Genomic DNA, 19,050 nt, shown 5'->3' with positions numbered 1-19,050 from the left:
GCGGTGCCATCCACCGATCCGACGCGATCCACCGATCCGGCCCGCGCCTGCCGTGAGGTCCGCGCCTTCGACCCGGTCCGCCAGGAGTGGAACGACCCCGGGGAGGAGCGGCGGATCGCCGGGCTGCACGAGCGGGACGCCGCCCGCCAGCGCACGGCGCTGCACGGCGCCCTGGCCGTCCTCGCGGTCTGCTCGCTCTCCTTCGGCGTCTGGGCGCTCGGCTGGAAGGACGAACCGGAGCCCGTGGCCCATCGGGGCGACTGGGGGTCCTCGCGGAACGGGGACACGGGCGGCGGCTCCACCGCGTCCCCCGCTCCGACGGGCGCCCTGCCCGCCGCGTACGAGGAGGTGACGGACGAGCAGGGCTACCGGCTCGCCGTGCCGCGCGGCTGGGAGCGTGAGCAGATCTCCCCCGCAGGGGGCTACGACGTGGTCAACTACCGCAGCCCCGACAGGGCCCGGCGGCTCCAGGTGTACCGGGTGGGGGAGGCGACCCCGTACGACTCGCTGCGGCAGTATCTGAAGATCTCGACCGTGCGGGACGCCGAGGAGTACGAGCAGATCTCCCTGGAGCGCCTCGAACGCGACGGTCTGCCCGCCGCCCGCCTCGAACACGTCACCGACCGGATTCCCGGGGAGCCGGAGAACGGCCTCTGGCACGTCATCGACTACCGCTTCCAGGCCTTCGACGGCCGTCTGTACGCGGTGGCCGCCTACGGCGCGGACGCCGACGGCAGGGCCGACGAGGAGGAGCTCCTCACGACTGCCCTGACCTGGTTCTGCCCGCCGTTCCAGGAGTGCCCGACGCCGGGGACGTAGCCCCCCCCCGCCGCCGCGTGTGTCGTGGCGGACCTTCTGGCGGAACTGTTGCCTCCCTGCTCTCGAATGTAGTACTTCTTATACATGAGCGAGCAAGTGCACAACAGGTTGGCGATGGTGCGCGCCGAGCGGAAGGTGTCGCGTCAGCGCCTGGCCGAGGCGGTGGGGGTCCACTACCAGACCATCGGCTACATCGAGCGGGGGCAGTACAACCCGAGCCTCGACCTCGCACTGAAGGTCGCCAAGTTCTTCGAGCTGCCGGTCGAGGCGCTGTTCTCCCTCGAACCGTTCCGGCCGCTCACGGATCAGGTCTACGGGAGGAACCACTGATGACGGCCACCGAAGAGCGCCCCATGACCGGCTACGACCGGCGGATGTACCGGTTGATGAACCGCCGCGAGGCGGCCCCCTTCCACGCCACCGCCGCCCGCAGGCGTGCCGTGGTCGTGGCCCACGCCGCGCTGACCTGCGTGGCCGTCGCCGCGTGGCTGTTCGCCGTCGTCGGCGACCAGCGCTGGGCGATGTTCACGATGCTCGGCCTGCTGCTGCCCTGGTGCTTCGCGACCGGCGTGATCAACAGCTCGACCCGTGGCCTGCTCGAACTGCGGGTCCGCGCGCTGGACGAGCGCCAGCGGGTGGAGAGGCTCCGGGTGGCGGCCCGCTCCCGGGGCGTGATGCTGTGGCTGCTGCTCGCCGTGACCGTCGGAGCGGGGGCGGCCGAGCTGCGCGGCGCGGACACCGAGGGGTATCTCTTCCCCGTCCTGTTCGCCGTCTTCGTCGTCCACTGGATCATGCCGCTGTGGGTGGCCGGTCTCTCCGCCGCTGACGAGCCGGGCATTGACGACGACATCGACGACGACATCGGCGACGACATCGATGACGACATCGACGTCACCGCCGACGCGGTGGGGGGCCGTCGCCCCGCTCAGTGATACAGCGCACTTTCGGCCAGGCCAGGCATGCTTTCTTGCCCCAGGGGAAGGTGCTCCCGGCTGCCGTGAGTGACAGGCGGGGCATTTGACAGGAACGGAAGGCATACGGGACGTGTCCGCACAACAGACCATCCATGTGGGCGGAGAGTGGCTGAGCGCCGCCTCCGGTGCCACCCGCGAGATCCTCGACCCGGCGGATGCCAAGCCGTTCGCGCTGATCGCCGAGGGCGGCACCGAGGACGCCGACGCGGCCATCGCCGCCGCGCGCAGGGCCTTCGACGAGGGCCCGTGGCCGGCCACGCCCGTCGCCGAGCGTGCCGCGCTGCTGCGCAGGGTCGCCGACCTCCTCGTACGCGACCGCGAGGAGATAGGCCTCCTGGAGAGCCGGGACGCGGGCAAGACCCTCGAAGAGGGCCGAGTCGACGTCGACTGCGTCGCCGACGCCTTCCGGTACTTCGCCGACCTGGTGATCGGTGAGGGTGGGGGACGCGTCGTGGACGCCGGCTCCGACGACGTCCACAGCGTCGTCGTGCACGAGCCCATCGGCGTCTGCTCGATGATCACGCCCTGGAACTACCCGCTCCTCCAGGCGAGCTGGAAGATCGCGCCCGCGCTCGCGGCGGGCAACACGTTCGTCATCAAGCCGAGCGAGATCACCCCGTTGACGACCGTCGCGCTCATCGAGCTGCTCGTCGAGGCCGGTCTGCCCGCCGGTGTCGCCAACATCGTGACAGGACCCGGTCACACCGTCGGCGCCCGCCTCGCCGACCACCCCGACGTCGACATGGTCTCCTTCACCGGCGGCCTCATCTCCGGCACCAAGGTCGCCCAGGCCGCCGCCGTCGGCGTGAAGAAGGTCGCCCTCGAACTCGGCGGCAAGAACCCCAATGTCGTCTTCGCCGACGCCTGCGCCACCGACGACGACTTCGACACCGCCGTCGACCAGGCGCTGAACGCCGCCTTCATCCACAGCGGGCAGGTCTGCTCCGCCGGCGGCCGCCTGATCATCGAGGAGTCCGTCCGCGAGCGCTTCGTGGCCGAACTCGCCCGCAGGGCCACGAAGATCAAGCTCGGCCGCGGCACCGAGGACGGCGTCGAGTGCGGCCCCCTCGTCTCGGCGCAGCAGCGCGAGAAGACCGAGATGTACGTGGCCTCCGCCCTTCAGGAGGGCGCGGTGCTCCGCTCCGGCGGCAAGCGCCCCGAGCCGAGCGAAGTGCGGCCCGCCGAGGGCTACTTCTACGAGCCGACCGTGCTCGACCAGTGCCACCGCGAGATGAAGGTCGTACGCGAAGAGGTCTTCGGGCCCGTCCTGAGCGTCGAGACCTTCCGCACCGAGGACGAGGCCGTGGCCCTCGCCAACGACACCGAGTACGGTCTCGCGGGCGCCGTGTGGACCAGCGACTCGGGACGCGCCCGCCGCATGGCCCGCCGCATGCGCCACGGCACCATCTGGATCAACGACTTCCACCCCTACCTGCCGCAGGCGGAGTGGGGCGGCTTCGGCAAGAGCGGTGTCGGGCGCGAGCTGGGCCCCGCCGGACTCGCCGAGTACCGCGAGTCCAAGCACATCTACGAGAACCTGGCGCCGCGGCCGGTCCGCTGGTTCGCGGGCTGAGGCCCGCCCCGCTCGTAGGCCCTCCGCTCTTACGCGCAAGCACCTTGCACGACCTCGCAGGAAGAGGAGTAGCTACCCCCATGGCTGAAACCCCCCAGGCAGTAACCGAGTCCGGCGCCGTGACCGAGTACGACTACGTCATCGTCGGCGGCGGCACCGCGGGATCGGTGATCGCCTCCCGGCTCACCGAGAACCCCGACGTCACCGTCGCCGTCATCGAGGGCGGGCCCAGCGACATCGACCGTGAGGACGTCCTCACGCTCCGCCGCTGGCTCGGCCTGCTCGGCGGTGACCTCGACTACGGCTACACGACCACGGAGCAGCCGCGCGGCAACTCCCACATCCTGCACAGCCGTGCCAAGGTGCTCGGCGGGTGCTCGTCGCACAACACCCTGATCTCCTTCAAGCCGCTGCCGTCCGACTGGGACGAGTGGGAGGAGGCCGGGGCCACCGGCTGGAACGCCAAGGCGATGGACCCCTACTTCGGCAAGCTGCGCAACAACATCGTGCGCGTCGCCAAGAAGGACCAGAACCAGATCGCCACCGACTGGGTCGAGGCGACGAAGACCGCCCTCGGCGTCCCGGAGGTCGTCGGCTTCAACGACAAGCCCTTCGACGAGGGCGTCGGCTTCTTCGACCTCTCGTACCACCCGGAGAACAACAAGCGCTCCTCCGCCTCGGTCGCCTACCTCCACCCGCACATGGAGGCCGGTGACCGGCCGAACCTCCACCTGTTCCTGGAGACCTGGGCCACCCGCCTCGAACTGGCCGGCAAGACCGCCCGCGGCGTGCACGTCCGCACCGGGGACGGCGCCGAGAAGCTGCTCACCGCCCGCCGCGAGGTGCTCGTCTGCGCGGGCGCCGTCGACACGCCCCGGCTGCTCATGCACTCGGGCATCGGCCCGAGGAAGGACCTCGAAGCGCTCGGCATCCCGGTCGCCCACGACCTGCCGGGCGTCGGCGAGAACCTCATCGACCACCCGGAGTCGGTCATCGTCTGGGAGACCGACGGGCCGATCCCCGGCAACTCCGCGATGGACTCCGACGCGGGCCTGTTCGTGAAGCGGGACCCGGACCACAAGGGTCCCGACCTGATGTTCCACTTCTACCAGATCCCCTTCACGGACAACCCGGAGCGCCTGGGCTACGAACGCCCCGAGCACGGCGTCTCGATGACCCCGAACATCCCCAAGTCCCGCGCCCGCGGCCGGCTCTACCTCACGTCGGCGGACCCCGAGGTCAAGCCCGCCCTCGACTTCAGGTACTTCGAGGACGAGGACGACTACGACGGGCGGACCCTCGTGGACGGCATCAAGCTCGCCCGCAAGGTCGCGCAGGCCGAGCCGTTCAAGAAGTGGCTCAAGCGCGAGGTCTTCCCCGGTCCCGACGTCACCGACGACGCCGAGATCAGCGAACTGGTGCGCAAGGCCGCGCACACGGTCTACCACCCGGCCGGAACCTGCCGAATGGGCGCTTCCACTGATGAACTCGCCGTGGTGGACCCGGAGCTGAGGATCCGGGGCATGCAAGGAATCCGTATCGCGGACGCATCCGTCTTCCCGACGATGCCCGCCGTGAATCCGATGATCGGAGTGCTCATGGTCGGGGAGAAATGTGCCGAGATGCTGGGTGGTGACGGCCGATGAGCGAGGCCCTCGTGACGACCAAGGACGAGACGGTGGCCCCCGACGGACCCGTCTTCGCCGTCGAGAACCTCTGGAAGGTCTTTGGCCCGAAGGCGGAGCGCATACCGGACGACACCGCTCTCCACGACCTCACCCCCGCCGAACTGCGCGAACGCACCGGCTGCACCGCGGCCGTGCGTGATGTGTCCTTCGAGGTCAACAAGGGTGAGGTCTTCGTCGTCATGGGCCTCTCCGGCTCGGGCAAGTCGACACTCGTGCGCTGCCTGACCCGGCTCATCGAGCCCACGTCGGGACGGCTCGCCATCGACGGCGAGGACGTCCTCGCCATGGACAAGGCGCGCCTGCGCGAACTGCGCCGCCGCCGCGCCGCCATGGTCTTCCAGCACTTCGGCCTCCTGCCGCACCGCTCGGTCATCGACAACGTCGCGTACGGCCTGGAGATCCAGGGCGTCGGCAAGGCCGAGCGGCGCGCGAAGGCCCTTGAGGTCATCGCGAAGGTCGGCCTCGACGGCCTCGAACAGCGCAAGCCGGGCCAGCTCTCCGGCGGGCAGCAGCAGCGCGTGGGCCTGGCCCGCGCCCTCGCCGTCGACCCCGAGGTCCTGCTCTTCGACGAGCCGTTCAGCGCGCTCGACCCGCTGATCCGCCGCGACATGCAGGAGGAGGTCGTCCGCCTGCACCGTGAAGAGGGCCGCACCATGGTCTTCATCACCCACGACCTCAGCGAGGCCCTCAAGCTCGGCGACCGCATCGCCCTGATGCGCGACGGCCGCGTGGTCCAGCTCGGCACGCCCGAGGAGATCGTCGGCTCCCCGGCCGACGACTACGTCCGTGACTTCGTCCGCGACGTGGCGCGCGCCGACGTGATGAGCGTGCGCACCGCCATGCGCCCCGCCGAAACCGACGAGGAGAGCAGCGGCACGGCCCTCGCGCCCGACGCCAAGGTCTCCGAGGCCATCGAGGCCGTCGCACGCACCGGCCTCCCGGTGCGCGTGATGGACGGCAAGCGCTGCCTCGGCGTGGTCGACCACGCGGGGCTGCTCGCCGTGGTCGCGGGCACCGAGGCGCCCGTGACGGTGCCCGCGCAGGCTCCCGCGAAGGACCCCGCGAAGGTCCCCGGCAAGGGCGAGGCGGTCGCCTGATGGCCACCGCCACCGCATCGAGCCCCGTACGAGATACGGGCGTCGGCGCGCTCCTTCGCCACCGCGCCCTCGGCAAGCTCCTGCTGCTCGCCGTCGCCGCGGCGGTCCTCGTGCCGATCGTCAGCGCCAAGTGGTCCTCCGGCGCCTGGCCGGACGCGCTCACCGTCGACCTGACCGAGCCGCTGGGCAGGACCAGCGACTGGATCATCGACAACCGCGACAGCCACCCGCTCTTCACCTACTTCTTCGGGCACGTCAGCAACGCCATCGTGCTCTCCGTGCGCGGCGTCTACCTCGTGCTGCTCGCCGCGGGCTGGGCCGGCGTGACCGCCGCCGCCGGGCTCATCGCCTGGCGCGTGGCGGGCGTGCGGCTCGCCGTCACCGCCTCCGCCGCGTTCGCCGTCTGCGGCCTGCTCGGCATGTGGGTGCCGACGATGCAGACGCTCGCCCTGATGATCGTGGCGGTCCTCGCCTCGATCGTGATCGGCGCGCTGCTCGGCCTCGCGGGCGGCCTCAACGACCGCGTCTTCCGCGTGCTGCGGCCCGTCCTCGACACCATGCAGGTGCTGCCCGCGTACGCGTATCTGCTGCCGTTCGCCCTCATCTTCGGCATGGGCGTCCCCGCCGCCGTCATCGCGACGGTCGTGTACGCGGCCCCGCCCATGGCCCGGCTCACCGCGCTCGGCCTGCGCGGCGCCGACGGCGGCGTCCTCGAAGCGGTGACGTCGCTCGGCGCGACCAGCCGCCAGAGGCTGTTCTCCGCCCGGCTGCCCCTGGCCGCCAAGCAGCTCCTGCTCGGCGTCAACCAGACGATCATGATGGCGCTCTCCATGGCCGTCATCGCCTCCGTGATCGGCGCCGGCGGCCTCGGCGACCGCGTCTACCAGGCGCTCTCCACCGTCGACGTCGGCCAGGCACTCGCCGGCGGCATCCCCATCGTGCTGCTCGCCGTGGTCCTCGACCGCGTCACCGGCGCCGCGGGCGAGAAGGCCGGCGCCCACCGCGAGGACACCTCCGCCCTGCGCGGCGGGCGCGGCTGGGCCGTCGCCGCCGTCGTGACCGTCGCGGCGGCGCTCGCCGCCCGCTTCGCGGACCGCCTGGAGTGGCCCACCGGCTGGGTCGTCAACATCGCCCCTTCGGTGAACACCGCCAAGGAGTGGATGGTCGACCACCTCTACACCGGCGTGCCCGTCGTCGGCGGCACCGCCGACTGGGCGTCCCACTTCACCACGTGGGTCCTCAACCCCGTCCGCGACGGCCTTCAGGGCCTGCCCTGGTGGTCCGCGCTGCTGATCGTCGCCGCGCTCGCCTGGCTGATCGGCACCTGGCAGACCGCGCTCACCGCGGTCGCCGCCATGGCCGCCATCGGCGTGTTCGGCGTCTGGGACAAGTCCCTCGACACGCTCGCCCAGGTCCTCGCGGGCGTCGCGGTGACGCTCGTCCTCGGCTTCGCGACCGGCATCGCGGCCTCCCGCAGCCAGCGGTTCGAACGCCTGCTGCGCCCGGTCCTCGACGTCTTCCAGACCCTGCCGCAGTTCGTGTACCTCATCCCGGTCGTCGCCCTCTTCGGCATCGGCCGCGCCCCGGCGGTCGCCGCGGCCGTGGTCTACGCGCTGCCGGCCGTCGTCCGCATCACCACGCAGGGCCTGCGCGAGGTCGACGCCGCCGCGATGGAGTCCTCGCGCTCGCTCGGCGCCACGAGCTGGCAGCAACTGCGCAAGGTCCAGCTCCCGCTGGCCCGCCCCGCGCTGCTGCTCGCCCTCAACCAGGGCGTCGTCCTGGTCCTCGCCGTGGTCGTCATCGGCGGCCTGGTCGGCGGTGGCGCGCTCGGCTACGACGTGGTGTTCGGCATCGCGCAGGGCGACCTCGCGACGGGCCTGGTGGCCGGTGTGGCCATCGTCTGCCTCGGCCTGATGCTCGACCGCGTCACGCAGCCCACCGAACGCCGCGTCAAGAAGGGAGCGTGACATGCGCACACGTACGCGTGTCATGAGTGCCGTCACGGCCGGCGGGGCGCTTCTCGCGCTCTCCGGCTGCGGCGCGGCCGACATGACCAAGCAGGCGTCCCCGTACGCGAACGCCGCGGGCGCCAAGACCGTGACCCTCTCGGTCCAGTCCTGGGTCGGCGCGCAGGCGGACGTCGCCGTCGCCGAGTACCTGCTCAAGAACGAGCTGGGCTACCGCGTCGACAAGGTCCAGATCGACGAGGTCCCCGCCTGGGACGCCCTCAGCCAGGGCCGCGTCGACGCGATCCTGGAGGACTGGGGCCACCCCGAGCAGGAACAGCGGTACGTCAAGGACAAGAAGACGATCGTCCCCGGCGGCGACGTCGGCGTGACCGGGCACATCGGCTGGTACGTGCCCACGTACTTCGCGAAGAAGCACCCGGACGTCACCGACTGGAAGAACCTCAACAAGTACGCGGACCAGTTCAAGACGTCCGAGAGCGGCAGCAAGGGCCAGCTCATGGACGGCTCCCCGTCGTACGTGACGAACGACAAGGCCCTGGTGCAGAACCTGGACCTGGACTACGAGGTCGTCTTCGCCGGCTCCGAGGCCGCCCAGATCACCCAGATCGAGCAGTTCGCCAAGCAGAAGAAGCCGTTCCTCACGTACTGGTACAAGCCGCAGTGGCTGTTCGAGAAGGTGCCGATGACGGAGGTGAAGCTGCCCGAGTACAAGGAGGGCTGCGACGCCGACCCCGCCAAGATCAAGTGCGCCTACCCGCACACGCCGCTCCAGAAGTACTTCAACGCGGACTTCGCGAAGAAGGGCGGAAAGGCCGCGGAGTTCCTGAAGAACTTCCAGTGGTCGGAGGAGGACCAGAACGAGGTCTCCCTGATGATCGCGGACAAGAAGATGTCGCCGGACGCCGCGGCGAAGTCCTGGATCAAGAAGAACGAGTCCAAGTGGCGGGCCTGGCTGCCGAAGTGACCCTCCGGATGGGTGGGCCGCCCGTCTAGACCAGGTCCGCCATGATCCCCTCCAGGGCGGACAGCGTCCGGTGCAGCAGACCCGGCCCGAACGTGATCCTCGTGGCACCCAGTTCGCCCAGCTCCCGCAGGGTGGGGCCCTTGGGTGTCGCGACCACGTTGAGCGGCCCCTCGATGCCCGCCCGCAGCGCGGGGATCGCCTCGGTGGGCGCCAGGATCGGGTAGACGCAGTCCGCGCCGGCGGCCACGTAGAGCCGGGCCCGTTCGATCGCGGGGCCGGGCTCGGGGACGCCCCGCAGGAACGTGTCGACCCGGGCGTTCACGAAGATCCGGCCGCCCGCGGCCTCCCGTACCGCCGCGAGGAAGTCGGCCTGCTCGGCGGGGTCCTTGAGGGTGTCGCCGCGGGAGTCCTCCAGGTTGCAGCCGACCGCTCCGGCCGTCAGGAGCCGCTCGACCAGTTCCTCGGGCGCGAGGCCGTAGCCGTCCTCGATGTCCGCGCTCACGGGCACGGAGACGGACCGCGTGATCCGCGCGACCGCCGCGAACATCTCGTCGGGCGGCACCTGTCCGTCCTCGTACCCGAGGGAGAGCGCGATCCCCGCGCTGGGCGTCGCGAGCGCGGGGCTGCCCGCCGCCTCGAACGTACGGGCGCTCGCCGCGTCCCATGGACCCGGCAGGATCAGCGGGTCGCCGGGCGCCCGTCCGTGGTGCAGGGCGCGCAGTGTCTCGACGGGACTCACCATGCCGGGCCTCCGGGTTCGATGCGGCGGCTGACCATCAGCCGGTTCGAGCTGTTCGCGTGCGGTCACTTGTGGTCGCCCGGCCGGTAGTGGCCCGGCGCCAGGCGCGCCGTCACGCCGAAGCGGTTCCAGGCGTTGATGACCGTGATCGCGGCGATGAGCTGCGTCAGCTCGGCCTCGTCGAAGTGCTTCGCGGCCTTCTCGTAGACCTCGTCCGGCACGAAACCGTCGGTGAGGACCGTGACCGCCTCGGTCAGTTCGAGCGCGGCGAGCTCCTTGGCCGTGTAGAAGTGCTGCGACTCCTCCCACGCGCTGAGCTGGACGATCCGCTCGACGCTCTCGCCCGCCGCGAGCGCGTCCTTGCTGTGCATGTCGAGGCAGAGCGCGCAGTGGTTGATCTGCGAGGCGCGGATCTTGACCAGCTCGTAGATCACCGGGTCGAGGCCCTTACGGGCCGCCGCGTCGAGCCTGACCATGGCCTTGTAGACCTCGGGGGCGTGGGTGGTCCAGGCGAGGCGCGGGGAGCGCTCGGGGGCGTATTCCTCGCCAGTGCCGGTGCCGGTGCCGGTTTCGGTGCTGTTCGTGTTCGTGTTCGCGTTCGTGTTCGTGTCCGTCATGCGGTCGAGCCTAGGAGCGAGGCAGCCCAGCGGTATGGTCCATTTCCATGGGAGAACCTTGGGCCAATCTGGGCGTCGACCTGCACCTGGACACGGGTGGCGGCGCGTCCCGCCACGGGATCCGCAAGGGCCTCACGGACGCGCTGCGGGAGGCGGTGCGCGGCGGCAGGCTCGCGCCGGGCACGCGGCTGCCGTCCTCCCGCTCCCTCGCCCTCGACCTCGGCATCGCCCGGAACACCGTCGCCGACGCGTACGCGGACCTGGTCGCCGAGGGCTGGCTCACGGCCCGGCAGGGCTCGGGGACCCGGGTGGCGACAGGGGTCTCCCCCGCCGGGGCGGAGCCGAGGGCGCGGGGGAGGGCCGACGTGCCGCCGGGGCGGGCCGCCGCGCCCCGCAGGAAGGACGGGGCGCCGACGTACGACCTCACCCCCGGCAGGCCCGACCTCTCCGCCTTCCCGCGCGCGGAGTGGCTCAAGGCGGCCCGGCGCGCGCTGGCGAAGGCGCCGAGCGACGCCCTCGGATACGGCGATCCGCGGGGCCGGGTGGAGCTGCGCGAGGCCCTCGCCGGGTACCTCGCGCGGGCCCGCGGCGTGCACGCGGACCCCGGTCGTGTCGTGGTGACCGCCGGGTTCGCGCACGCCCTTTCGATCCTCGGCCGGGTGCTGCGGAGCCGGGGGCAGCGGCAGGTGACCGTCGAGTCGTACGGCCTGGACGTCCACTGGAAGCTGCTGCGCAAGGCGGGCCTGCGGACGGTGCCGCTCGGCTTCGACGGGCTCGGCACGGTGGTCTCCGGCCTCGGCGGCGGGCCGGGGGCGTCCAAGGCGGTGCTGCTCACCCCGGCGCACCAGTTCCCGATGGGGGTGCCGCTGCACCCCGACCGGCGGGCGGCGGCCGTCGACTGGGCCCGGCGCGAGGACGGGCTGATCCTGGAGGACGACTACGACGGGGAGTTCCGCTACGACCGCCAGCCGGTCGGCGCGCTCCAGGGCCTCGACCCCGAGCGCGTCGTCTACCTCGGCACGGCCAGCAAGTCCCTGGCGCCGGGGCTGCGCATCGGGTGGATGGTGCTGCCGGCCGGGGTGCGCGACGAGGCGCTCGGCGAGAAGGACGCGGCGGGCTGGTCCTGCGGGGTGCTCGACCAGCTCACGCTGGCGGAGTTCCTCACCTCGGGCGCGTACGACCGCCATGTGCGCGCCGCGAGGCTCCGCTACCGGCGCCGCAGGGACCAGCTCGTGGCCGCCCTCGCCGAGCGGGCCCCCGAGACCCGCGCCACGGGCATCGCGGCGGGCCTCCACGCGGTCCTTGAACTCCCCCCGGGCACGGAGAACTCCGTGGTCGAGGCGGCCAACTGGGAGCGCCTCGCGGTCCAGGGCCTCTCCCGCTTCCGCCACCCCCTCGCGACGGCACGGCAGGGCGACGCGCTGGTCCTGGGCTACGGGACGCCCGCGGAGCACGCCTGGAACGGTGCGCTGGCCGCCCTGTGCCGAGTCCTGCCATGACGGCCTGCGCCGGGTCTTCCGTGACGGCCGATACGAGCCAAAGGCGGCTCAACGGGCACACGGCGGACATCGGGGGTGGGCGGCCGGCGCGGAGCGCGCCGCCTTCCCTACGCTGATCGTCGGCCGCGTACGAATTCAGGCCACCGTCCGGCCGCGCGCGGGGCGGAGACATCGACAACGGGGGAGTGGCACAGATGGCGGAGAAACAACCACGGCGGCTGCGGTCCAGCACGGTCGTGCTCGGCGGCATGGGCGTCCTCGCGGCGGCCCTGACCTCCTGCGGCTCGGACCCGGACCGCCGGTGCGTGGACCGGGACAGCTACGACACGTTCCTCGGCTACAAGATCGTCGGCGACAAGAACTGCCGCTCCACGTCCAGCGGTCACTCCTCGGGCAAGGGCCGCACGGACGGCTCCGGTTCCTACGGCACCGGCAGGACCACGGGACGCACCGACGCCGCCTGGTACTACGACGCGGACGTCGAAGGACGCTATGCCGACAACGGCACGTTCAGCCGCAGCGAGGCCGTGGACCGCGACGGCTTCGGCTGCTCGGACAGCGGCAGCGGCGGCGGCTGACGGAAGGCACGGACCCGTAGGCCATGGAACGCCGCACCATCGACCCCCGCCCCGGCTGGCAGCAGACCGTCGAGGACCAGGGGCTCATCTACCCGCTCACCCGCTACCCCGACGGCACCCTGCGCCCCTACTGGGACGAGAGCGCGTACTACGTCTTCTCGCTCCCCGAGGTGGAGGCGCTCGAGGACGTCGTCGAGGAGCTCCACGCGATGTGCCTGGCCGCCGCCGCGCACATCGTCGACCACGACCGCCTCGCCGACCTCGGCATCACGGACCCGGGGGTGGCCGCCGCCGTCACCGAGGCCTGGCACCGCCGCGCCGAGCTCCCCTCGCTCTACGGCCGCTTCGACCTGCGCCACGACGGCACGGGCCCGGCCAAGATGCTGGAGTACAACGCCGACACGCCCACCTCGCTGGTCGAGGCCGCGAGCCCGCAGTGGTTCTGGATGGAGGAGCGCTTCCCCGGCGCCGACCAGTGGAACTCCCTGCACGAACGCCTCGTCGACGCCTGGCGCAAGCAGGCCGCGCTCCTGCCGCCCGGCGGCCCGCTGTACTTCGCCCACTCCGCCGCCGACGAGCTCGGCGAGGACCTGATGACGGTCGCGTACCTCCGCGAGACGGCCGAGCAGGCGGGCCTCGCCACCGAGTCCATCTCCATGGAGGACATCGGCTGGGACCGCCTCTCGCGCCGCTTCGTCGACAAGAAGCTCCGCTTCATGCGCGGCTGCTTCAAGCTGTACCCGTGGGAGTGGCTGACCACGGACCGCTTCGCCCCGCACGTCCTGGAGACGCTCGACAACGGCGGCGGCACCGGATCGACGCTCTGGATCGAGCCGGCCTGGAAGATGCTGCTCTCCAACAAGGCGCTGCTCGCCATCCTCTGGGAGCTGTATCCCGGCCACCCGAACCTGCTCCCCGCCTACCTGGACGGCCCGCGGGAGCTGGCCGGACGCGGCTACGTCGCCAAGCCCCTCCTCGGCCGCGAGGGAGCCGGCGTCACGGTGCACGAGCCCGGCGCCCCCGCGGCCGTCCGCGACGAGCCCTGCTGCTACCAGGAGCTGGCGCCGCTGCCCGACTTCGACGGCAACCGCGTCGTCCTCGGCGCGTGGGTCGTCGAGGGCGAGGCGGCCGGGCTCGGCATCAGGGAGTCGTCGGGGCTGGTCACGGACGAGTACGCGCGGTTCGTCCCGCACGTGATCCTGCCGGACCAGCGGTAAGGCCGGGCGCCGGGCGGTAAGGCCGGGCGGTACGGCTAGGCCAGCACGGCCCGGAGCTGGTCGAGCCCCCAGTCCAGGTCCTCCTTGCTGATCACCAGCGGGGGAGCGATGCGGATCGTCGCGCCGTGCGTGTCCTTGACCAGCACCCCGCGGTCCATCAGCTTCTCGGAGACATCGCGGCCCGTGCCGTGCGAGGGAGCGATGTCGACGCCCGCCCACAGGCCGCGCCCGCGCACCTCGGTCACCACGCCGGAACCGGCGAGGAGCTGGAGCTCGGCGTGCAGATGCTCGCCCAGCTCCGTGGCGCGGGCCTGGAACTCGCCCGTGGACAGCATCTCGACCACCTCCAGGCCCACGGCGCACGCGAGGGGGTTGCCGCCGAACGTCGACCCGTGCTCGCCCGGCTGGAAGACCCCGAGCACATCGGCGTCGGCGACCACCGCCGACACGGGCACGACCCCGCCGCCCAGCGCCTTGCCCAGCAGGTACACGTCCGGCACCACGCCCTCGTGCTCACACGCGAACGTACGGCCCGTCCTGCCGAGCCCCGACTGGATCTCGTCCGCGATGAAGAGGACGTTCCGCTCCCGGGTCAGCTCCCTGACCCCCGCCAGATAGCCGGCCGGCGGCACGAGCACCCCGGCCTCGCCCTGGATCGGTTCGAGCAGCACGGCCACCGTGTCGTCGGTGACCGCGGCCCGCAGCGCCGCCAGGTCGCCGTACGGCACGATCTCGAAGCCCGGCGTGTACGGACCGAAGTCGGCCCGCGCTTCCTCGTCCGTGGAGAAGCTGACGATGGTCGTCGTCCTGCCGTGGAAGTTCTCGGCGGCCACGATGATCTTCGCCCGGCCGTCCGGCACCCCCTTGACCCGGTAGCCCCACTTCCGCGCGGTCTTCACGGCCGTCTCCACGGCCTCCGCGCCGGTGTTCATCGGCAGGACCATGTCCTTGCCGCACAGCTCGGCCAGGCGCGTGCAGAAGTCGGCGAAGCGGTCGTGGTGGAAGGCCCGCGACGTCAGCGTCACCCGCTCCAGCTGGGCCTTGGCCGCGTCGATCAGCCGGCGGTTGCCGTGCCCGAAGTTGAGCGCGGAGTACCCGGCGAGCATGTCGAGGTAGCGGCGCCCCTCCACATCGGTCATCCACGCGCCCTCGGCGGAGGCGACCACGATCGGCAGCGGATGGTAGTTGTGCGCGCTGTGCGCCTCGGCCGACGCGATGAACTGCTCGCTGGTCGTCAGGGAGCCGTTCCTGAGGGGAGATGGCGTAATCGACACGGGGTCTCCGTTCGTCCTGCGGCGTGGGGCGTGTGTGACGCCCAGTCTCCATCGTCGCTCGCATCATGGACGAGGAAACCTGCCGAACCGGCGTGCCCGCTACGCTGGCCCCGACAGCACGGTGACTGGCGTACGGGGAATCGACCTCGATGGAGCCGTGCTCGGCCAGACCTTCGAGGTGCCGACTGCCTGGGCACCCCGGGACCACGACCGGACACCACCGCTCGCCCCCGGAGGACGCCATGACCCTTCCTTCCGCCCAGCGCCACCCGGCCCTCACCGCCGAGGACCCGGAGCTCGCCGCCCTCGTCGGCGCCGAGGAGCAGCTCCAGGCCGACACGCTCCGCATGATCCCCAGCGAGAACTACGTCTCCCGTGCCGTGCTCGAAGCCTCGGGCACCGTGCTGCAGAACAAGTACAGCGAGGGCTACCCGGGCCGCCGGTACTACGAGGGCCAGCAGAACATCGACCCCGTCGAGCGCCTGGCCATCGCCCGCGCCAAGGCCGTCTTCGGCGTCGAGCACGCCAACGTCCAGCCCTACTCCGGCTCACCCGCCAACCTCGCCGTCTACCTCGCCTTCGCCGAGCCCGGCGACACCGTGATGGGCATGGCCCTGCCCATGGGCGGCCACCTCACCCACGGCTGGGGCGTCTCCGCCACGGGCAAGTGGTTCCGGGGCGTGCAGTACGGCGTGCGCCGGGACACGGGCCGCGTCGACTTCGACGAGGTCCGTGACCTCGCCCTCAGGGAACGCCCGAAGCTGATCTTCTGCGGCGGCACCGCCCTGCCCCGCACCATCGACTTCGCCGCCTTCGCCGAGATCGCCCGCGAGGCGGGCTCCGTCCTGGTCGCCGACATCGCGCACATCGCCGGGCTGATCGCGGGCGGCGCCCACCCCTCGCCCGTCCCGCACGCCGACGTGATCTCCACGACCACCCACAAGACCCTGCGCGGCCCGCGCGGGGCGATGCTGATGTCCCGCGAGGAGCACGCCAAGGCCATCGACAAGGCGGTCTTCCCCGGCCTCCAGGGCGGCCCGCACAACCACACCACCGCCGCCATCGCGGTCGCCCTCCACGAGGCGTCCGGGGACTCCTTCCGTGACTACGCCCACGCGGTCGTCGCCAACGCCGGGGCCCTCGCCGAAGCCCTGCTCACCCGCGGTTTCGACCTGGTCTCGGGCGGCACCGACAACCATCTGATCCTGATGGACCTCACCCCCAAGGACGTCCCAGGCAAGATCGCCGCGAAGGCCCTCGACCGGGCCGGGATCGTCGTCAACCACAACACCGTGCCGTTCGACCCGCGCAAGCCCTTCGACCCCTCGGGCATCCGCATCGGCACCCCCTCCCTCACCTCCCGCGGGCTCGGCACGGCACACATGGAGACCGTCGCCGACTGGATCGACCGCGGCGTCGCCGCGGGCCGGACCGGGGACGAGGAGGCGCTGACGAAGATCAGGGCCGAGGTCGCCGACCTGATGTCCGCCCACCCCGCGCCGGGCCTGCCGACGGACTGACGTCCGCCGCCGTCCTCGCCACCCGCCGCACACCTGTTTCCGAGTTATGAGAGTCACCTGAGAGAATGGGCCTCATGGCCTCTGAACGTCCTCGTGTGCTCTCCGGGATCCAGCCCACCGCCGGCTCGTTCCACCTCGGCAACTACCTCGGCGCCGTACGCCAGTGGGTCGCGTTGCAGGAGACCCACGACGCCTTCTACATGGTGGTGGACCTGCACGCGATCACGGTCCCGCAGGACCCCGCGGAGCTGCGCGCCAACACCCGGCTCGCCGTGGCCCAGCTGCTCGCCGCGGGGCTCGACCCCGAGCGCTGCACGCTCTTCGTCCAGAGCCACGTCCCGGAGCACGCCCAGCTCGCCTGGGTCATGAACTGCCTCACCGGCTTCGGCGAGGCCTCCCGAATGACGCAGTTCAAGGACAAGTCGGCCAAGCAGGGCGCCGACCGGGCCTCGGTGGGCCTCTTCACGTACCCGGTCCTCCAGGTCGCGGACATCCTGCTCTACCAGGCGAACGAGGTCCCGGTCGGCGAGGACCAGCGCCAGCACATCGAACTGACCCGCGACCTGGCCGAGCGTTTCAACGGTCGCCTCGGTCAGACGTTCACCGTGCCGTCGCCGTACATCCTCAAGGAGACGGCGAAGATCTACGACCTCCAGGACCCGTCGATCAAGATGAGCAAGTCGGCGTCCACGCCGAAGGGCCTGATCAACCTCCTGGACGAGCCCAAGGCGACCGCCAAGAAGGTCAAGAGCGCCGTCACCGATACGGACACCGTCATCCGCTACGACGTGGTCGAGAAGCCCGGCATCAGCAACCTCCTCAGCGTCTACTCCACGCTCACCGGCGCCGGTATCGCGGAACTTGAGCAGAAGTACGCCGGCAAGGGCTACGGTGCGCTGAAGACCGACCTCGCCGAGGTCATGGTCGAGTTCGTGACCCCGTTCCGGAACCGCACCCAGGAGTACCTTGGCGACCCGGAGACGCTCGACTCGATCCTGGCCAAGGGAGCGGAGAAGGCCCGTGCCGTCGCCGCCGAGACTCTCGCGCAGGCGTACGACCGGGTAGGTTTCCTGCCCGCCAAGCACTGAGTCCCGACAGACTCCGAGCACGCACGACAACCGCACCCGCGCTGCACGGCGAGCAGCGCCCCCCGCCCATCGACACGACGACAGGAGTACGACGTGGGGACCGTAACGATCGGTGTTTCGATCGCGGTCCCGGAGCCACACGGCAGCCTGCTCCAGGAGCGGCGCGCGGGCTTCGGGGACCCCGCGGCGCACGGCATTCCCACGCATGTGACCCTGTTGCCTCCCACCGAGGTGGACGCGTCCGCGCTGCCCGCGGTTGAGTCGCATCTGATGTCGGTCGCCGCGGCCGGGCGGCCCTTCCCGATGCGCCTGTCGGGGACGGGCACGTTCCGGCCGCTGTCGCCCGTCGTCTTCGTGCAGGTGGTGGAGGGCGGCTCGGCCTGTTCCTGGCTCCAGAAGCGGGTGCGGGACGCGTCGGGGCCGATGGCCCGCGAACTGCAGTTCCCGTACCACCCGCACGTCACCGTGGCCCACGGCATCTCCGAGGAGGCCATGGACCGGGCCTACGAGGAGCTCTCGGAGTACGAGGCGTCCTGGCCCTGCACCGGCTTCGCGCTCTACGAACAGGGCCAGGACGGCATCTGGCGCAAGCTGCGCGAGTTCGACTTCGGCGGCCCCCTGGTGCCCCACCAGACCCCGCCCCCGGCGGCCAGGGACACGCTGCCCACCCGCTAGATCGGCAGCCGCCGGAACAGCGGCCTCGGCAGGTGCCGGAGCGCCGACATGACCACCCGCAGCATGCCGGGCACCCACACCGTCTCCGAACGCCGTCGCAGCCCCGTCTCGATGGCCGCCGCGACCGCGTCCGGCGTGGTCGACAGGGGGGCCTCCTCCAGGCCCGCCGTCATCTTCGAGCGGACGAAGCCGGGGCGCACCACCATCACGTGCACCCCTGTGCCGTGCAGCGCGTCGCCGAGGCCCTGGGTGAAGGCGTCGAGGCCGGCCTTGCTGGAGCCGTAGATGAAGTTGGAGCGGCGTGCCCGCTCGCCCGCCACCGAGGAGAGCACCACCAGGGAGCCGTGGCCCTGGGACTGGAGGGCCCGGGCGCAGACCAGGCCCGAGGAGACGGCTCCGGTGTAGTTGGTCCGGGCGACGCGCACCGCCGAGAGGGGCTCGTCCTCGTCGCGCGCCTGGTCGCCGAGGACGCCGAAGGCGAGCAGCACCATGTCGATGTCGCCCTCGGCGAAGACCTTGCCGAGGGTCTCCTCGTGGGACTCGGGGTCGAGCGCGTCGAAGGCGACGGTACGCACGTCCGCGCCCAGGTCGCGCAGCCCGGCGGCGGCCTCCTCCAGGGCCGGTGACGGGCGTCCCGCGAGCCAGACGGTGCGGGTGCGGCGGACGACGAGGCGCCGCGCGGTGGCGAGGCCGATCTCGGAGGTGCCACCGAGGACGAGCAGGGACTGGGGGGTGCCGAAGGCGTCTTTCATGAGTAC

At 71.6% G+C, this 19,050-nt stretch carries 18 protein-coding genes and 1 riboswitch; of the genes, 14 read left to right on the top strand and 4 right to left on the bottom strand.

The window, feature by feature from the left end:
- The first annotated feature begins 3 nt into the window (after positions 1–3).
- From ACRAKF_RS16175 to ACRAKF_RS16140, 8 genes are all read left to right on the top strand, one after another.
- On the top strand, positions 4–819 hold the full coding sequence (locus ACRAKF_RS16175; RefSeq protein ID WP_447037880.1) for a hypothetical protein: 816 nt from the start codon (positions 4–6) through the stop codon (positions 817–819).
- Positions 820–903: 84 nt separating this feature from the next.
- A complete protein-coding gene (locus ACRAKF_RS16170) occupies positions 904–1,149 on the top strand; it encodes a helix-turn-helix transcriptional regulator (protein ID WP_447037879.1) in 246 nt (81 codons plus the stop codon).
- Entirely contained in the window at positions 1,149–1,751 is a 603-nt protein-coding gene (locus ACRAKF_RS16165) for a hypothetical protein (RefSeq protein ID WP_447037878.1), read from the top strand. Before ACRAKF_RS16170 ends, ACRAKF_RS16165 begins: the two co-directional genes overlap by 1 nt.
- 112 nt (positions 1,752–1,863) lie before the next feature.
- Positions 1,864–3,366, top strand: coding sequence for an aldehyde dehydrogenase family protein (locus ACRAKF_RS16160; RefSeq protein WP_447037877.1), 1,503 nt, complete (start codon positions 1,864–1,866; stop codon positions 3,364–3,366).
- An 80-nt stretch (positions 3,367–3,446) separates the two neighbouring features.
- Complete coding sequence (locus tag ACRAKF_RS16155; RefSeq protein WP_447037876.1) at positions 3,447–5,012, top strand: GMC family oxidoreductase; 1,566 nt, start codon at positions 3,447–3,449, stop codon at positions 5,010–5,012.
- Positions 5,009–6,151 (top strand): quaternary amine ABC transporter ATP-binding protein, encoded by a 1,143-nt coding sequence (locus ACRAKF_RS16150; RefSeq protein ID WP_447037875.1) that lies wholly within the window; start codon positions 5,009–5,011, stop codon positions 6,149–6,151. The genes ACRAKF_RS16155 and ACRAKF_RS16150 overlap by 4 nt, the downstream gene beginning before the upstream one ends.
- The gene (locus tag ACRAKF_RS16145; protein ID WP_447037874.1) at positions 6,151–8,118 is read left to right on the top strand and encodes an ABC transporter permease; all 1,968 of its coding nucleotides are present in this window, start codon (positions 6,151–6,153) and stop codon (positions 8,116–8,118) included. The genes ACRAKF_RS16150 and ACRAKF_RS16145 overlap by 1 nt, the downstream gene beginning before the upstream one ends.
- A 1-nt stretch (position 8,119) precedes the next feature.
- Positions 8,120–9,085, top strand: coding sequence for a glycine betaine ABC transporter substrate-binding protein (locus ACRAKF_RS16140; protein WP_447037873.1), 966 nt, complete (start codon positions 8,120–8,122; stop codon positions 9,083–9,085).
- Between the two features lie 25 nt (positions 9,086–9,110).
- Here ACRAKF_RS16140 and ACRAKF_RS16135 read toward each other — a convergent pair whose 3' ends face one another.
- Entirely contained in the window at positions 9,111–9,827 is a 717-nt protein-coding gene (locus ACRAKF_RS16135) for an isocitrate lyase/PEP mutase family protein (protein ID WP_447037871.1), read from the bottom strand.
- A 62-nt stretch (positions 9,828–9,889) separates the two neighbouring features.
- The gene (locus ACRAKF_RS16130; RefSeq protein ID WP_447037870.1) at positions 9,890–10,441 is read right to left on the bottom strand and encodes a carboxymuconolactone decarboxylase family protein; all 552 of its coding nucleotides are present in this window, start codon (positions 10,439–10,441) and stop codon (positions 9,890–9,892) included.
- A 47-nt stretch (positions 10,442–10,488) separates the two neighbouring features.
- On the opposite strand from ACRAKF_RS16130, the gene pdxR reads away from it, so the two are divergent.
- From pdxR to ACRAKF_RS16115, 3 genes are all read left to right on the top strand, one after another.
- Positions 10,489–11,940, top strand: coding sequence for a MocR-like pyridoxine biosynthesis transcription factor PdxR (gene pdxR / locus ACRAKF_RS16125; protein ID WP_447037869.1), 1,452 nt, complete (start codon positions 10,489–10,491; stop codon positions 11,938–11,940).
- Between the two features lie 194 nt (positions 11,941–12,134).
- Positions 12,135–12,518, top strand: a complete 384-nt coding sequence (locus ACRAKF_RS16120; RefSeq protein ID WP_447037868.1) for a hypothetical protein — start codon at positions 12,135–12,137, stop codon at positions 12,516–12,518.
- 23 nt (positions 12,519–12,541) lie between these two features.
- On the top strand, positions 12,542–13,735 hold the full coding sequence (locus tag ACRAKF_RS16115; protein WP_447037867.1) for a glutathionylspermidine synthase family protein: 1,194 nt from the start codon (positions 12,542–12,544) through the stop codon (positions 13,733–13,735).
- A gap of 35 nt (positions 13,736–13,770) precedes the next feature.
- Here the strand turns inward: ACRAKF_RS16115 and rocD are convergent, their stop codons facing one another.
- Positions 13,771–15,003 (bottom strand): ornithine--oxo-acid transaminase, encoded by a 1,233-nt coding sequence (gene rocD, locus ACRAKF_RS16110; RefSeq protein ID WP_447042007.1) that lies wholly within the window; start codon positions 15,001–15,003, stop codon positions 13,771–13,773.
- Between the two features lie 117 nt (positions 15,004–15,120).
- A riboswitch (ZMP/ZTP riboswitch) is annotated at positions 15,121–15,211 on the top strand.
- 40 nt (positions 15,212–15,251) lie between these two features.
- Between rocD and ACRAKF_RS16105 the strand changes: the two genes are divergently transcribed.
- From ACRAKF_RS16105 to ACRAKF_RS16095, 3 genes are all read left to right on the top strand, one after another.
- Positions 15,252–16,529: a serine hydroxymethyltransferase gene (locus ACRAKF_RS16105; RefSeq protein WP_447037866.1), complete on the top strand. Its 1,278-nt coding sequence runs from the start codon at positions 15,252–15,254 to the stop codon at positions 16,527–16,529.
- 74 nt (positions 16,530–16,603) lie between these two features.
- Positions 16,604–17,617 (top strand): tryptophan--tRNA ligase, encoded by a 1,014-nt coding sequence (gene trpS, locus ACRAKF_RS16100; RefSeq protein WP_447037865.1) that lies wholly within the window; start codon positions 16,604–16,606, stop codon positions 17,615–17,617.
- Positions 17,618–17,710: 93 nt separating this feature from the next.
- Positions 17,711–18,292, top strand: a complete 582-nt coding sequence (locus ACRAKF_RS16095; RefSeq protein ID WP_447037864.1) for a 2'-5' RNA ligase family protein — start codon at positions 17,711–17,713, stop codon at positions 18,290–18,292.
- Here the strand turns inward: ACRAKF_RS16095 and ACRAKF_RS16090 are convergent.
- Complete coding sequence (locus tag ACRAKF_RS16090) at positions 18,289–19,044, bottom strand: decaprenylphospho-beta-D-erythro-pentofuranosid-2-ulose 2-reductase (RefSeq protein WP_447037862.1); 756 nt, start codon at positions 19,042–19,044, stop codon at positions 18,289–18,291. The two genes, ACRAKF_RS16095 and ACRAKF_RS16090, sit on opposite strands and share 4 nt — an antisense overlap.
- Positions 19,045–19,050 lie beyond the last annotated feature (6 nt).

The organism is Streptomyces sp. DSM 118878, from assembly GCF_052936595.1.
Note: the sequence above shows the minus strand (reverse complement) of the source record. Positions and strands in the feature narration are given on the sequence as shown.